Source organism: Ruegeria sp. AB6 (genome assembly GCF_056542685.1).
This window is the reverse complement of record NZ_JBQGAD010000002.1, coordinates 16,712-32,270: the sequence shown is the minus strand read 5'-3', so window position 1 is coordinate 32,270 and position 15,559 is coordinate 16,712. Positions and strand designations below refer to the sequence as shown.

Here is a 15,559-nt window from a genome sequence, read left to right as displayed (position 1 = left end):
CCTTGATGACGTCGCATTGCGAGCTACAATATAAAGGTGGGCCTTGGGACGACTCTGTGGGAAAGCTGTGGATAAGTACGTAAACCTCATCAAACTGTCCGTCGGATCGGAAAGCGTTGATACGCTGATGGCGTGGCAGGACAGTCGCAGACCGCTTTACGAGGACGGCTGCCCGCGCCATGTCACCCGCATGTGGCCCAAGCGCGAGTCCGAGATTCTGAATGGCGGATCAATCTATTGGGTGATCAAGGGCGTAATCCAATGCCGTCAGCGCATCCTGCGTCTGGATGAGGTGCGCGGCGAAGACGGCATTCGCCGCTGCGCCATCGTTCTGGACCCACAGGTCCATCGCACCCAGACCGCGCTCAAACGCCCATTCCAAGGCTGGCGCTATCTCAAACCCGAGGACACCCCCGCCGACCTGCCGGAAGGGCGAGAACAGGACGATGCCTTGCCCGACGATCTGAATCGCGCGCTTGCCGAGATCGGCGTGCTTTAACGCAGGCGATCCAGCAATGCGTTCAGTGTGGCCTTTGTCTCGGGGTCACATTTCGCGACCCGACTGCGCCACAGGGTCGCCTGCGATTGCAGGATCATCCCGTCGGTCAGGATTTTCAGGTGGTTCGCCCGCAGCGTCTCGCCGGTAGATGTGATATCGGCAATCGCCTCGGCTGTCTCATTCATCACCGTGCCCTCGGTCGCGCCCTGGCTATCGACCAGAGTGTAATCGGCAACTCCCGCATCGGTCAGGAACTCGCGCACCAACCGGTGGTATTTGGTGGCAATCCGTAGCCGATGCCCGTGGGTCTTGCGAAACGCCGCTGCAGCCGCATCCAGATCATCCAACGTATCCACATCGACCCAGCAGGCAGGTGTGGCGATGATCAGGTCCGCCTTGCCGAACCCAAGCTGCGAAATCTCCTCAACCTGCTGTTCCCAGCGGGGTAGCTTTTCATGCACCAGATCAATGCCGGTGACACCCAGATGAATGCGCCCGGCGGCCAGTTCGCGCGGGATTTCCCCCGCCGACAGCAGGATCAGAGAGACCCCGTCGATGCCCTCGACCTTGCCCGCATATTCCCGGTCCGATCCGCTGCGCGACAGGGTGATGCCGCGCTTTTCGAACCAACCAAAGGTCTTGTCCATCAACCGGCCCTTCGAGGGCACGCCCAGTTTCAGGCTCATCGCGTGTCCTCCTCGATCTCCAGCATCAGGTCGGGGCGGATGACACCGCCCACCGCCGGAATTTCGGCCCCGTTCCCCAACTGCCGCGTCAGCGCGTCATAGCGCCCGCCAGTGGCGATGGGGGGTAGATCGGGGCGACCCTCAGCGTAGAAGCCAAAGACAAACCCGTCATAATATTCCATCGAGGTGCGGCCATAAGCGGCCTCGAAATCCAGACGTTCCACATCCACGCCACGGGCTTGCAGCGAGGCGATCCGCGCCTCAAGCCGGTCCAGCGCCGGAGTGATCTGCGGCAGATCCACCGCCACGTCGCGCAGCTGTTCCAGCGCAAAAGGCATGGTCTCACGCACGTTCAGCAGGGTTTCCAGCCCAACCAGTTCGTTGTCGGAGATAGGCGGTGTGTCGCGATCTTCGCGCAAGGCAGCGATCCGCGCTTCGATCTCGGAGGCACGGCGCTTGCCGATCATTGGGATGTCCGGATCCAGCGGATTTTCCGCATCCAACAGGCTGTCGCGCCCTTCAGGTCCCGGTTTGCGACCGGCAAAACGGTCCAGCAGCACCCGGAATCGACGAGGCCGCCACAAGTGCCGCATCAGCGCCGCCTTGCGCCGGTCAGTGGTCTTTAGCCCCTCGACAGCGGCAGTCAAAATCCCGATGTCCCCGGTCGCGGCTCGCAAGGGCAGCCCCCGTAATTGCAACGCGAACAGCGAAAACACCTCAGCATCCGCGCCTGCGGGATCATTGCGGTCGAACACCTCGTACCCGACCTGGATGTATTCATTCGAGCGGTCCGGATCATGCTCCTGACGGCGGAACACCTCGCCAGAATAGGTATAACGCGCGGGTTCCGCCCCGTCGGACATATGCATCTGCACCACGGGCAGGGTAAAATCCGGGCGCAGCATCTGCTCGCCCCGCAGCGCGTCCGAGGTCACGTAGGCGCGCGCGCGGATATCCTCGCCATAAAGGTCCAGCAGCGTGTCGGCCGGTTGCAGCAGCGGAGGGTCCACGATCTGCGCGCCTGCGGCCTCGAACCTCACGCGCATCATGGCAGCGCGGGCTTGTATCTGGGAACGGTTCGGCATGCGTCAGTCCTGACTGTCCAGAATTTCACGCACCTTGGCGACCAGCTCGCCGCGCGGCACTTCGAACTGGCTGGGGCGCTCTTTCCATTCCTCCAGCGTGGCGCTTTCGGCGATCTTGGCGCCAAGGATCAGGTCCTTGATCTGCACGATGCCATTGGCCTTTTCATCGCCGCCTTCGATCACCGCGATGGGCGAGTTCCGCTTGTCCGCATATTTCAGCTGATTGCCAAAGTTCTTGGGATTGCCCAGATAGACCTCGGCCCGGATGCCTGCATTGCGCAGCTCGGCCACCATCGCCTGATAATCGGCCATACGGTCGCGGTCCATCACGGTCACAACGACGGGACCGGTGGCTTGCGCCGCAATCCGGCCCTTCTCGCGCAGGGCGGCCAGCAGCCGGTCAACGCCAATGGACACGCCGGTGGCAGGCACTTCCTGCCCGGTGAAGCGCTTGACCAGATCGTCATAGCGACCGCCGCCCGAGACCGACCCAAACTGCCGCTTGCGGCCTTTCTCGTCGAAAATCTCAAAGGTCAGCTCGGCCTCATAAACCGGGCCGGTATAGTACCCGAGGCCCCGCACGACCGAGGGGTCGATGACAATGCGGTCAGGGCCATAGCCCTGCGCCTCAAGCAATTCGGATATTTCTTCGAGTTCCCGAACCCCATCCATTCCCGTTTGAGAAAACTTGTCCGTGCCACCACCGCGAACAATGTCCGAAATAACGCTTAAGCTCGGCGAACCTTTCGTATCGTTAGCAACAAATGCCATAACAAGTGATTTTTGAATCTCAGTGAGACCCGCACCTTGAGTGAAATCACCACTGTCATCGCGACGACCTTCGCCCAAGAGCTCTCGAACTCCGACCGGGCCCAAACGGTCGACTTTGTCAATGGCCCTGAGAACAATTCCTCGCTCAAACGAGTACTTTTCGGGATTTTCTGGGTCCAACACACCCGCTACTTCCATCACTCCATTCAAGAGCTTTCTATTATTCACCCGCACCAAATAATCACCGCGCGGAATGCCGACGGTTTCCAGCGTATCCGACAGCATCGCACAAATCTCGGCGTCGGCGGCCATCGAGGCCGTGCCCACCGTATCCGCATCGCATTGATAAAACTGGCGATACCGCCCTGGCCCCGGCTTTTCATTGCGCCAGACCGGACCCATCGCATAGCGGCGATAGGGCGTTGGCAGGTCGTTGCGGTGCTGCGCATAAACACGGGCCAGCGGCGCGGTCAGGTCATAGCGCAGGGCCATCCAGTCACCGTTGCCGGCCTCGTCAAACTCCTGCCACGCAAATACGCCCTCATTCGGGCGATCCACGTCGGGCAGAAACTTGCCCAGCGCCTCGACGGTTTCCACAGCGCTGCTTTCCAGCGCATCAAACCCATACCGATGATAGACATCCGCAATCGTCCGCAGCATCTCGGTGCGCTGCGAGACTTCCTGGCCGAAATAGTCGCGGAACCCTTTCGGCGTGACGGCCTTGGGGCGGGGCTGTTTCTTGGGCTTGGCCATGTGGGGCGTCCTTGCGGTTCGTGTTCCGCGCGCGGTCTATCCCATGGCCCGCATCGGGGCAAGGCGCGCTTTCACTGGTGTTGAGGCCAAAGCGCCGCTATGACGACGCCCAAAGGAGAGCCCCATGCAGCATCTGGAAGAGCAGATCGCCCACCTGACCCGCACGGTCGAAGAGCTGAACACCGTTGTCACAACCCAACAGAGCGAGATCGATCGCCTGACCCGGCGCGTCGAGATGCTGGTGCAGCGCGAGGCTGAACGGGCGCAGGAAGGATCAGGTGGGGTCGTGTTCGGAGACGAACGCCCGCCGCATTATTGAGGGCTGAAACCAAGCGCACGTTTCACAGCAACACCCGCTACGCCCGCGTCGCAACTTTGTCAGCAGTTTGGCAGCAACTGATGCCACTATTGTCTCCCCCGAGATCACGGCCCATGCATGTCCAAGAGCGGACATGGTCGTATAAAGCTTTCTATTCGCATGAAGCCCAGCGCGTTCAACACAACTGTGTGGCAACATCGGGTTGGGCTCAAAACTCCTCGACCGACATCACGCCTTCCAGCGATTTGATCGCACCCTTGATCTGCGGGTTGATCGGGAAACTCTGACCCAGGTCCATCTCGACCTCGCCCGGCAATCCGGGGGCCACCAGCAGTAATTGAATCGGCCCGCGTGCGGCGTTCTTGGCAGCACCTGCAGCATCTTCCAGAACTTTGGCGACTGTAGGCAAGGCTTGTTCCTCATCCACAAAGATGCGCAGGCCGGTAGCACCCGCTTCGGCCACGACTGTATCTACCGGACCGACCGAGCGGCCCAGCAGCTTCAACTGGTCGGCCTCCATCGTTGCCTCGGCGGTCAGAACCACCTGCGCGCCGGTTTCCAGATACTCGCGCGATTTCTCCAGCGTTTCCGAAAACAGCGTGACCTCATACGCGCCGCTGGGGTCTGAAAGCTGCGCAAAGGCAAACCGGTTGCCGCGCGCCGATTTCCGTTCCTGCCGACCGGCAACAACGCCGGCCATCTTGGCGATGAACGGACCCGAGCGCGCCTTTTCCGTCACCTCATCCAGCGTCATCACCTGTTTACGTTTCAGCGCGGGCATATAGTCGTCCAGCGGATGGCCCGAGAGGTAGAACCCGATGGCCTTGAATTCCTCGCTCAGCCGTTCGGCGGGCAACCAATCGGGCGTGGGCGACAGGCGCGGTTCAGGCAGATCATCCCCCGCCTCACCAAAGAGCGACACCTGGTTCGAGTTCTTTTGTTCGTGGATAGCCGCCGAATACTGCACAAGCGGATCAAGGCTTTCGAACACGCGGCGGCGGTTCTTATCCAACTGATCAAACGCACCCGCCCGCGCCATCATCTCCAGCGGGCGTTTACCGACCTTCTTCAGATCAACCCGGCGGGCTAAATCGAACAGGTTCACAAAGGGCTTTTCCGCGCGACCATCGACCACCAGGTTCATCGCCTCAACGCCCACGTTTTTCAAGGCGCCCAGCGCATAGACAAGCTCTCCGTTCACCACATCGAAGGTAGCTTGAGATCGGTTCACGCAAGGGGGCACATAGGGCAACTCAAGCCCTTTGCGGACCTCTTCGAAGTAAACGGCTAGTTTGTCGGTCAGGTGGATATCGCAATTCATGACACCCGCCATGAACTCTACCGGGTGGTTCGCCTTCAGCCAGCCGGTCTGGTAGCTGACCACCGCATAAGCCGCAGCGTGGGATTTGTTGAAGCCGTAGTTGGCAAACTTGTCTAGCAGGTTCCAGACCTCGGTCGCCTTCGCCTCATCAACGTCATTCTCGGCAGCGCCTTTGAGGAATTTGGGCCGCTCGGCGTCCATCGCCTCTTGGATTTTCTTACCCATCGCGCGGCGCAACAGATCCGCACCGCCAAGGCTGTAACCGGCCATTTCCTGCGCGATCTGCATCACCTGTTCCTGATAGACGATGATGCCCTGCGTCTCGTCCAGGATGTGGTCGATGGACGGGTGCAGCTTGTCCCGCTTACTGAGCCCGTTCTTAACCTCGCAGAACTTGGGAATGTTCTCCATCGGACCCGGACGGTATAGCGCCACAAGGGCAATAATATCCTCGATACAGTCCGGCTTCATGCGCTTGAGCGCATCCATCATGCCCGAGGATTCCACCTGAAACACCGCAACCGTTTTGGCCGCCGAATAAAGCTTGTACGTCGCCTCATCATCCAGCGGGATGGCGTTGATCTCATTCACCGCGCCTTCGGCGGGTTCATACAACTCGGTGCCATCGGGTGCGATATGAAGGTCGCGCCCGGATTTGAAGATCAAATCCATCGCGTTCTGGATCACAGTCAAAGTCTTCAGACCTAGAAAGTCGAACTTGACCAGCCCGGCCTGTTCCACCCATTTCATGTTGAACTGAGTCGCGGGCATATCGGACCGAGGGTCCTGATAGATCGGCACCAGCGCATCCAGAGGTCGATCCCCGATCACCACCCCCGCCGCGTGGGTCGAGGCATTCCGCAACAGCCCCTCAACCTGCTGGCCATAGGTCAGAAGCCGGTCCACAACCTCTTCGCTGCGTGCCTCTTCGCGAAGGCGGGGTTCGTCTTTCAGGGCCTTTTCGATGGAGACAGGCTTGACCCCCTCCACCGGGATCATCTTGGACAGGCGGTCCACCTGCCCATAGGGCATCTGCAACACCCGCCCAATATCGCGCACGGCGGCCTTCGACAACAGAGCACCAAAGGTGATGATCTGCCCCACCTTGTCGCGCCCGTATTTCTGCTGAACGTAACGGATCACCTCTTCCCGACGATCCATGCAGAAGTCGATATCAAAGTCCGGCATCGAGACCCGCTCGGGGTTCAGGAACCGCTCAAACAGCAGCGAATAGCGCAGCGGGTCAAGGTCGGTGATCGTCAGCGCATAGGCCACGAGCGAGCCCGCACCAGACCCCCGCCCCGGCCCCACCGGAATGTCGTGATCCTTGGCCCATTGGATAAAGTCGGCAACGATCAGGAAATAGCCGGGAAAGCCCATGCCCTCGATGATGCCGAGTTCGAAATCCAGCCGTTCCTGGTATTCCTCGGGCGTCACCGCATGCGGGATCACCGTCAGACGTTTCTGCAAGCCCTCATTGGCGATACGCCGCAGCTCGGCGACCTCATCATCGGCAAATTTCGGCAGGATCGGATCTCGGCGATACGCCATGAAAGCGCACCGGCGCGCGATCTCGACGGTATTCTCAATCGCTTCAGGCAAGTCGGCAAACAGCGTCACCATTTCCTGCTGCGACTTGAAATAATGCTGCGCGGTCAGGCGGCGGCGACCGTCCTGTTGGTCGACATACGCGCCCTCGGCGATACAGATCAGCGCATCATGCGCCTCATACATGTCGGTGGTCGGGAAATAGACATCATTGGTGGCGACCAGAGGCAGATTCTTGGCATAGGCCATCTCGACATGCCCACGTTCGGTTAGACGCTCTGCCTCGGGCTGGCCCCCTTCGCCCGGATGGCGCTGCAATTCGATATACAGGCGGTCCGGGAACATCCCAGCCAGGCGATCCACCAGAGCCTCCGCCGACGGACGCTGGCCTTGCTGCAACAGCATCCCCACGGGCCCATCCGGCCCGCCGGTCAGACAGATCAACCCGTCCGAGCGCTCGGCCAATTCGTCCAACGTGACCTGCGGCAACTGTCCGCCCTTGTCCACATAGAGGCAGGAACTCAGCTTCATCAGGTTCTCATACCCCGCCTCGGACTGCGCCAGCAGCACCAGCGGCGCAGGAGCTTTGGGCTTCTCGCCTGGCTGCGGCTGCACATAAGTCAGATCAACCTGACACCCCATGATCGGCTGCACCCCAGCGCCGCTGGCAGTCACGGAAAACTCCAAAGCCGAGAACATAGAATTGGTGTCCGTCACCGCAACAGCGGGCATGTCCATATTCTCGCACAAAGCGGGCAGCTTCTTCAGCCGCACAGCGCCTTCCAGCAGAGAATATTCGGTGTGAACACGTAGGTGAATGAATCGAGGAATACTGCTCATACCCGCTACGCTATCCCAGCCAGCGACGCGGCAAAAGCAGGAACCGCCGCTTTGAGATGCCTAAAAAAATCAACACCTATTATTCGGATTTTTCAGAAGGTGCTTCGGCCGCAATTGGACCCGATCTGCAAAAAGCGCTTTATTTACAGACAACTGATGTCTAGACAACGGCGAAAATCGCAGATCGTTCAGGTCCAATGGTGCATCACATAATCAGTTTTTCTTGCCAGATAAGGCGCGCTGTTTCTAACATCTGACGGCAAGCACTCTGCCCGCCCCTTTTTCTACGTCGCATCGAAGAAGGGCACCGAAGGGCGCAACCGGGTAAGGCGACGGGTTTCTCGAATGAACATCACGTTTCTTCTGAACGGAGAGACAGTGGAGCTGGCGGACGTCAATCCGACGGCAACTCTGCTGGACTGGCTGCGCGAGGGTCGCGGCCTGACCGGCACTAAGGAAGGCTGCAACGAAGGTGACTGCGGGGCCTGCACCGTCATGGTCACGGATGAAGGTTCCAGCAAAGCACTGAATGCCTGCATCCTATTCCTGCCACAACTACACGGCAAAGCCATCCGCACCATCGAGGGCGCAAACGGCCCCGACCAGCAGGCTCACCCCGTGCAACAGGCCATGATCGACCTACACGGTTCACAATGTGGCTTTTGCACCCCCGGCTTTGTTATGTCGATGGTCGCGGGCCACACCAATGGCGTCACCGACCACGACACCCAGCTTGCGGGTAATCTCTGCCGTTGCACTGGCTACGCCCCCATCATCCGCGCGGCCCAAGCCGCCGAATCCCAGCCAGTCCCAGCATGGGTTAAAGACGACCAATCCTTCTCTTGTTCAAAAATACCTCGGGAGGAGGCCGCAGGCCGGGGGGCGGAGCCCCCCTTGCTCCCCACCTCATCCGACGAACTGGCCGCGATCTATGCACAAAATCCCAACGCCACGCTAATCGCGGGCGCAACCGATGTGGGCCTCTGGGTCACAAAACAACTGCGCGACCTGGATCCGGTCATCTTCCTGAGCCGCTGCAACGACCTGAAAAACATCACCATCACCAATGACGAAATCCACATCGGCGCCATGGTCGACATGAACCGCATGTGCGACACGTTGACAGACCTCCATCCCTCCTACGCCGAGATGATCCGGCGTTATGCCAGCGTTCAGGTCCGCCACGCCGCAACCGTGGGCGGCAATATCGCCAATGGCTCACCGATCGGAGACAACCCGCCCGCCCTGATCGCATTGGGTGCAACCCTGCATCTGCGCAAAGGCGACACTCGCCGTCAGATCCCGTTGGAAGATTTCTTCATCGACTACGGCAAACAAGACCGCGCGCCCGGAGAATTCGTCGAAGCCGTCAGCTTCCCCCGCCAACCGGACCGGCTGAAAACCTACAAACTCAGCAAACGGTTCGATCAGGACATTTCAGCCGTCTGCGGCTGTTTCAACATCACCGTCGCGGACGACACCGTCACCCATGCGCGGATCGCGTTTGGCGGCATGGCGGGCACTCCAAAGCGGGCCACCCATGTCGAGGCCGCATTGATCGGCAAACCCTGGACCGCTGCGACCATTCAGGCCGCGCTGCCCGCCTTTGCTGACGATTACCAACCACTCACGGATATGCGCGCCTCGGCCACCTATCGTCTGGAAACCGCCAAAGCGATGCTGGAGCGGTATTTCCTTGAAGATCAGGGCGAAGTGACCGACGTACTCAAGGTGACGGCATGAGCGTGACCAAACCCCTCCCCCATGACGCAGCCCCGCTGCATGTCGCAGGTGCCGCGCGCTATGTGGATGACATCCCAACGCCCAAGGGCACGCTGCATCTGGCCTTTGGCCTCAGCCCGATTGCCAAGGGCACGATCACCACGATGGACCTGTCGGCAGTAAAAGCCGCCAAGGGTGTGGTGCAAGTGATGACGGCGGATGATCTGCCTTTTGCCAATGATGTCTCGCCCTCGATCCATGATGAGCCGCTGCTGTCGGACGGCACGGTTCATTATATCGGCCAGCCCGTGTTTCTGGTGGTGGCGACCAGCCATCTGGCCGCTCGCAAGGCTGCACGGCTGGGCAAGATTGACTATGCCGAAGACACCCCGATCCTGACCATCGAACAGGCTCTGGCCGCTGACAGCCGGTTCGAGGACGGCCCCCGCATCTATGCCAAGGGCGATGCGGACGTGGCGATCGCGTCGGCCCCCCACGTGATCGAAGGTTCCTTTGAACTCGGCGGGCAGGAACATTTTTATTTGGAAGGCCAGGCCGCTCTGGCCTTGCCGAATGAGGGCGCGGACATGCTGGTCCACAGCTCGACCCAACACCCGAGCGAGATTCAGCATAAAGTAGCCGATGCCTTGGGTGTGCCCATGCACGCCGTGCGGGTTGAAACTCGCCGCATGGGCGGAGGGTTCGGCGGCAAGGAAAGTCAGGGCAACGCTCTGGCCGTCGCCTGCGCCATTGCCGCCCGCGCCACCGGCAAGGCCTGCAAGATGCGTTATGACCGCGATGATGACATGATCATCACCGGCAAGCGCCACGCCTTCCGCATTGCCTACAAGGCTGGGTTTGATGAGAACGGCCATGTTCAGGGTGTCTCCTTCCACCATTACGTCATCTGTGGCTGGGCGCAGGACCTGTCGCTGCCCGTCGCTGACCGCGCGATGCTGCATTCCGACAATGCCTATCTGCTGCCGAATGCCCGGATTGAAAGCCATCGACTGAAAACCAACACCCAATCCGCCACAGCCTATCGCGGGTTCGGCGGCCCTCAGGGCATGGTCGGGATCGAACGCGTGATGGATCACGCCGCGCACGTGCTTGGGCTGGACCCGGTCGAGCTGCGTCGCCGCAATTACTATGAGCCCGCGCATAACGTGGCCGATCAACCGCTGCATAAAACACCGCTGGGCCACCCCGACCCGCATGAAGACCTGACCAGTCGCGGCGCGGTGGAAACCGGGAACGCCCCCCTTCGTCCCCTACCTGCCGGCGGGAACACCACGCCTTACGGTATGGAGGTCAGCGATTTCGAACTGCACGGCATGACCGATGCACTTCTGACATCCAGCGATTATGCCGTCCGCAAGACCGCCATTGCTGAATGGAACGCAAAGAACCGGGTGATAAAGAAGGGTATCGCCTTCTCGCCGGTCAAATTCGGGATTTCCTTTACGCTGACCCACCTCAATCAGGCGGGCGCACTGGTGCATGTGTATCAGGATGGCTCGGTCCACCTGAACCATGGCGGGACCGAGATGGGACAGGGCCTGTTCCAAAAGGTCGCGCAAGTGGCCGCATCGCGGTTCGGCATTCCGCTGGAGTTGGTCAAGATCACCGCCACCGACACCGCCAAGGTGCCGAACACCTCGGCTACGGCGGCGTCTTCGGGCAGTGACCTGAACGGGATGGCTGTCAAAGCCGCCTGCGACACGATCCGCGACCGGATGGCGGACTATCTGGCCGAACGGCATCAGGCTGATCCATCGGCTGTCACGTTCGCGGATGGGCACGTCTCGGTCGGCGCAGAACGCTATACCTTCGCCGAAGCCGCCGCGCTGGCCTATCAGGGCCGTATCAGCCTGTCCGCCACGGGGTTCTACAAAACCCCCAAGATCGAATGGGACCGGATCGCAGGCCGGGGCCGACCGTTTTTCTACTTCGCCTATGGCGCGTCCGTCACCGAGGTGGCGGTGGACACGCTGACCGGTGAAAACCGCATCCTGCGTACCGATATCCTGCACGATGCAGGCGCCTCGCTGAACCCGGCGCTGGATATCGGGCAGGTCGAAGGCGGCTATGTGCAGGGCGCAGGCTGGCTGACGACCGAGGAACTGGTCTGGGACGGCAAGGGCAACCTGCGCACCCACGCGCCCTCGACCTATAAAATCCCGGCCTGTTCCGACCGGCCCGATATCTTCAACGTGGCGCTGTGGGATGGCGAGAACCGCGAGGACACGATCTATCGCTCGAAAGCGGTGGGAGAGCCGCCCTTCATGCTGGGTATCTCGGCTTGGCTGGCCCTGTCGAATGCGGTGGCAGCCTGCGGTGACGCTTACCCCGCTTTGGATGCGCCCGCCACTGCCGAAGAGGTCTGGCACGGCGTCCAGCGGATGAAAGGGGGCATCTAATGGGATTTGATCTTGAGGCTTTGAGGGAGGCGGTAAATACCCACGGACGCGTGGTCCGCGTGGTCATCACCGTGATCAAGGGCTCGTCCCCGCGTGAGGTCGGTGCCGCCATGCTGGTCTGGGAAGGCGGACAAAGCGGCACAATCGGTGGCGGCACGTTGGAATATCAGGCTGCGCAGGCGGCAAGGTCGCAGGCCGCGCCGGCGCGGCTGACCCATCACGCGCTGGGTCCTGACATGGGTCAATGCTGTGGCGGCGCGGTTTCGCTGCTCAGTGAAGTCTATGATCACAAAGCGGTGAATGCGCTGGACGATACCGTCATCGCGCGATCTCCGACCGGCGGCGACATGCCGTTGTCGGTCAAACGGCTGCTGGCCGAGGCGCGCGGTCAGGGCATTGCGCCCGAGCCACAACTGCTGGACGGCTGGATGGTCGAGCCGGTTCATCAACCAACCCGCAACTTCTGGATTTGGGGTGCGGGTCATGTCGGTCGGGCGCTGGTTGACGTTTTGGCCCCACTGCCCGATCTGGCGATCACATGGGTCGATACGGGGCCTGAGCGATTTCCCGACAATATTCCTGCGAGCGTCACACCAGTTCCAGCAGCCAAACCTGCCGAGCTTGTCCGCCACGCCCCGCAGGACGCTGAACATCTTGTGCTGACATATTCGCACAATCTGGACCTTGAGCTGTGCAATCGACTGTTGACGCGTGGTTTTGGGTTTGCTGGCTTGATTGGCTCCGCTACGAAATGGGCGCGATTCCGGTCGCGGCTGGCGGCCCTCGGGCATTCCCCCGAACGGATCAGTCGGATCACTTGCCCAATCGGCGACCCCGCCTTGGGCAAACACCCGCAGATGATCGCCGTCGGCGTCGCCGCGCAGCTTCTGCGCCCTGCCCGACAAACCGAGTTGAAGAAGGACCTGAGCGCGTGACCACTCCACTATTAAGTCTGCAAGGGCTGACCAAGGCTTATCCTGGCGTCGTGGCCAATGATCAGGTGTCCTTCGATATCGGCGAAGGCGAAGTACACGCCCTGCTGGGCGAAAACGGCGCAGGCAAGTCCACACTGGTAAAAATGATCTATGGGCTGGTGAAACCCGATAGCGGCACGATGCTGCTGCGCGGCCAGCCGTTCGCCCCGCCCGAACCGCGCGCGGCCCGCGCCGATGGGATCGCGATGGTGTTCCAGCATTTCTCGTTGTTTGACGCGTTGAACGTGGCCGAGAATATCGCGTTGGGAATGGAGAACCCGCCGCCCATGGGCGATCTGGCCGCACGTATCCGCGAAGTGTCCGAAACCTATGGCCTGCCGCTGGACCCGTATCGCACGGTGGGCGACCTGTCCGCAGGCGAACGCCAGCGGGTCGAGATCATCCGTTGCCTGCTGCAGGACCCCAAACTGCTGATCATGGACGAGCCAACATCGGTTTTGACCCCACAAGAGGTCGATATCTTGTTTGAAACACTGAACAAATTACGCACTGAGGGTACCTCGATCCTGTATATCTCGCATAAGCTGGAAGAGATCCGCACGCTGTGCGACCACGCGACAATCCTGCGTCTGGGCAAGAACGTTGGCGAGTGTGTTCCCTCTGAGACCTCAGCGCGGGACATGGCCGAGATGATGGTGGGTTCGACCCTGCAAACACCGGAACGGTCAGGGCGGGATTTTGGCGAAGTTGCTCTGGATGTCAGCGGGCTGTCGGTACCGTCTCCGTCGGAATTCGGTACCGCGCTGCGCAATGTTCACATGACCGTCCGCAAGGGCGAGGTTCTGGGCATCGGCGGCGTCGCGGGCAACGGGCAGGATGAATTGCTGGGGGTGCTGTCGGGCGAAATCCCGACTGCGGCCGATGCGATCAAGTTCAACGGCCAGCCGATTGGCAAGCTGGGCCCCACCGCGCGGCGCAAGCTCGGTGTGCTGACCGCGCCCGAGGAGCGGCTGGGCCACGCCGCAGCGCCTGATATGAGCCTGACGGAAAACGCCTTGCTGACAGGATCCGTCCGCGAAGGGTTGGAAAATAATGGCTTCCTGAAATGGGCCGAGACCAAAAGCTTTGCCGAGAAAATCATCAGCGCCTTTGACGTCCGCACGCCTGGCCCCGAGAACGCGGCGCGGTCTTTGTCGGGTGGGAACCTGCAGAAATTCGTAATTGGGCGCGAGGTGTTGCAAAACCCCGATGTGCTGGTGGTGAACCAGCCCACATGGGGCGTGGATGCCGCCGCCGCAGCCTCCATCCGGCAGGCCATTCTGGATTTGGCAGCAAAGGGGACAGCGGTGATCTGCATCTCGCAGGATCTGGACGAGTTGATGGAGATCTCCGACAGCTTTGCGGCACTGAACGAAGGCCGCCTGAGTGCGCCGCGAGAAACCACCGGTCTGACGGTCGATGAGATCGGCCTGATGATGGGCGGTGCTCATGGCATGGAGGTGGCGCATGTGTAAGCCGTGGAACCGTCTCCGGCGGCCGTATTTGGAACGAGAAGAAGACTTGGGGGTTTGAGCAGATGATTGTGTTGGAGAAACGGCCTCAGCCCTCGAAAGCGTGGTCATATGCGACCCCTCTGGTCGCGGTGGTGGCAACGATGGTGTTTGGCGGTTTGCTGTTCGCCCTGCTGGGCAAGAACCCGGTCGAGGCCATCGGCACCATATTCTGGGAGCCTCTGTTCGGAGAGTTCGCATTCTACTACCGCCCGCAATTGCTGGTGAAGGGCGCGCCTTTGGTGTTGATCGCCATCGGCCTGTCGCTGGGGTTTCGCGCAGGGATCTGGAACATTGGGGCCGAGGGGCAGTACATCATGGGGGCCATCTTTGGCGCCGGTGCGGGGCTGGCCTTTTATCCTTTGGAGGCGTTCTACATCTTTCCAATCATGGTGATAGCGGGCGCGTTCGGGGGCTGGCTGTGGGCGATGATCCCGGCCTTTCTGAAGGTACGTTTTGGCACCAATGAAATCCTTGTGTCGCTGATGCTGGTCTACGTGGCCGAGCAGATGCTGGCCTCGGTCTCGCTGGGATTGTTGAAGAACCCTGAAGGGTTCGGCTTTCCCGGCTCGCGCAACCTGCAGTCCTATGACAGCGCCCACAATGCCGAGCTAATTGCTGGATCGGGGATGCATTGGGGTGTGGTGACGGCGCTGATTGCGGTGATCTTTGCCTATGTTCTGTTGAACCGGCACATGCTGGGCTTCCATATCCGTCTGACGGGCGAGGCCCCGCGTGCAGCCAAATTCGCAGGCGTCAATCCGGCACGGCTGATCCTGTTCTGCCTGGGGCTGTCGGGCATGTTGGCCGGGTTGGCAGGTATGTTCGAGGTGTCCGGCCCTGCGGGTCAGGTCAGCATCGACTTTAACGTGGGCTATGGCTTTACCGCCATCATCGTGGCCTTCCTTGGCCGCCTGCATCCGGTGGGCATTCTGCTGGCCGGCTTCCTGATGGCGTTGACCTATATCGGTGGGGAAATCGCGCAATCCCAACTGGGCTTGCCTGCCGCTGCCATCCAGGTGTTTCAGGGGATGCTTTTGTTCTTCCTGCTGGCCTTTGATCTTCTGACAAACTTCCGCATCCGTGCGGCCCGTAGCGAGGTAGCGTGAT

The 15,559-nt window shown here is 60.7% G+C and carries 11 protein-coding genes; 7 read left to right on the top strand and 4 right to left on the bottom strand.

What is annotated here, in order from left to right:
• Positions 1–67: 67 nt before the first annotated feature.
• Positions 68–499: a DUF1489 family protein gene (locus tag ACR0DB_RS04245; RefSeq protein WP_170787389.1), complete on the top strand. Its 432-nt coding sequence runs from the start codon at positions 68–70 to the stop codon at positions 497–499.
• Here the strand turns inward: ACR0DB_RS04245 and hisG are convergent.
• Genes hisG through hisS form a run of 3 tightly spaced genes read right to left on the bottom strand, consistent with a single transcriptional unit; the run spans position 496 to position 3,794 of the window.
• Positions 496–1,185 carry an ATP phosphoribosyltransferase gene (gene hisG / locus ACR0DB_RS04240; protein ID WP_170352277.1) on the bottom strand — a complete coding sequence of 230 codons (690 nt, stop codon included), beginning with the start codon at positions 1,183–1,185 and terminating at the stop codon, positions 496–498. The genes ACR0DB_RS04245 and hisG overlap by 4 nt on opposite strands.
• Complete coding sequence (locus tag ACR0DB_RS04235) at positions 1,182–2,270, bottom strand: ATP phosphoribosyltransferase regulatory subunit (RefSeq protein WP_480549145.1); 1,089 nt, start codon at positions 2,268–2,270, stop codon at positions 1,182–1,184. Before ACR0DB_RS04235 ends, hisG begins: the two co-directional genes overlap by 4 nt.
• A gap of 3 nt (positions 2,271–2,273) precedes the next feature.
• The gene (gene hisS / locus ACR0DB_RS04230) at positions 2,274–3,794 is read right to left on the bottom strand and encodes a histidine--tRNA ligase (protein ID WP_480549143.1); all 1,521 of its coding nucleotides are present in this window, start codon (positions 3,792–3,794) and stop codon (positions 2,274–2,276) included.
• Between the two features lie 124 nt (positions 3,795–3,918).
• Here hisS and ACR0DB_RS04225 point away from each other — a divergent pair, with 124 nt between their 5' ends.
• Entirely contained in the window at positions 3,919–4,113 is a 195-nt protein-coding gene (locus tag ACR0DB_RS04225; protein ID WP_480549141.1) for a SlyX family protein, read from the top strand.
• A gap of 208 nt (positions 4,114–4,321) precedes the next feature.
• On the opposite strand, the gene dnaE is transcribed toward ACR0DB_RS04225, so the two are convergent.
• Entirely contained in the window at positions 4,322–7,822 is a 3,501-nt protein-coding gene (gene dnaE, locus ACR0DB_RS04220; protein ID WP_480549139.1) for a DNA polymerase III subunit alpha, read from the bottom strand.
• A gap of 345 nt (positions 7,823–8,167) precedes the next feature.
• Between dnaE and xdhA the strand changes: the two genes are divergently transcribed.
• The 5 genes from xdhA (at position 8,168) to ACR0DB_RS04195 (ending at position 15,558) form a co-directional block, all read left to right on the top strand.
• On the top strand, positions 8,168–9,565 hold the full coding sequence (gene xdhA / locus ACR0DB_RS04215) for a xanthine dehydrogenase small subunit (protein ID WP_480549137.1): 1,398 nt from the start codon (positions 8,168–8,170) through the stop codon (positions 9,563–9,565).
• Positions 9,562–11,964 carry a xanthine dehydrogenase molybdopterin binding subunit gene (gene xdhB, locus ACR0DB_RS04210; RefSeq protein WP_480549135.1) on the top strand — a complete coding sequence of 801 codons (2,403 nt, stop codon included), beginning with the start codon at positions 9,562–9,564 and terminating at the stop codon, positions 11,962–11,964. Before xdhA ends, xdhB begins: the two co-directional genes overlap by 4 nt.
• The gene (gene xdhC / locus ACR0DB_RS04205) at positions 11,964–12,899 is read left to right on the top strand and encodes a xanthine dehydrogenase accessory protein XdhC (protein WP_480549133.1); all 936 of its coding nucleotides are present in this window, start codon (positions 11,964–11,966) and stop codon (positions 12,897–12,899) included. The genes xdhB and xdhC overlap by 1 nt, the downstream gene beginning before the upstream one ends.
• Positions 12,896–14,413: an ABC transporter ATP-binding protein gene (locus tag ACR0DB_RS04200; RefSeq protein ID WP_480549131.1), complete on the top strand. Its 1,518-nt coding sequence runs from the start codon at positions 12,896–12,898 to the stop codon at positions 14,411–14,413. Before xdhC ends, ACR0DB_RS04200 begins: the two co-directional genes overlap by 4 nt.
• A 62-nt stretch (positions 14,414–14,475) precedes the next feature.
• A complete protein-coding gene (locus ACR0DB_RS04195) occupies positions 14,476–15,558 on the top strand; it encodes an ABC transporter permease (protein ID WP_170768970.1) in 1,083 nt (360 codons plus the stop codon).
• Position 15,559 lies beyond the last annotated feature (1 nt).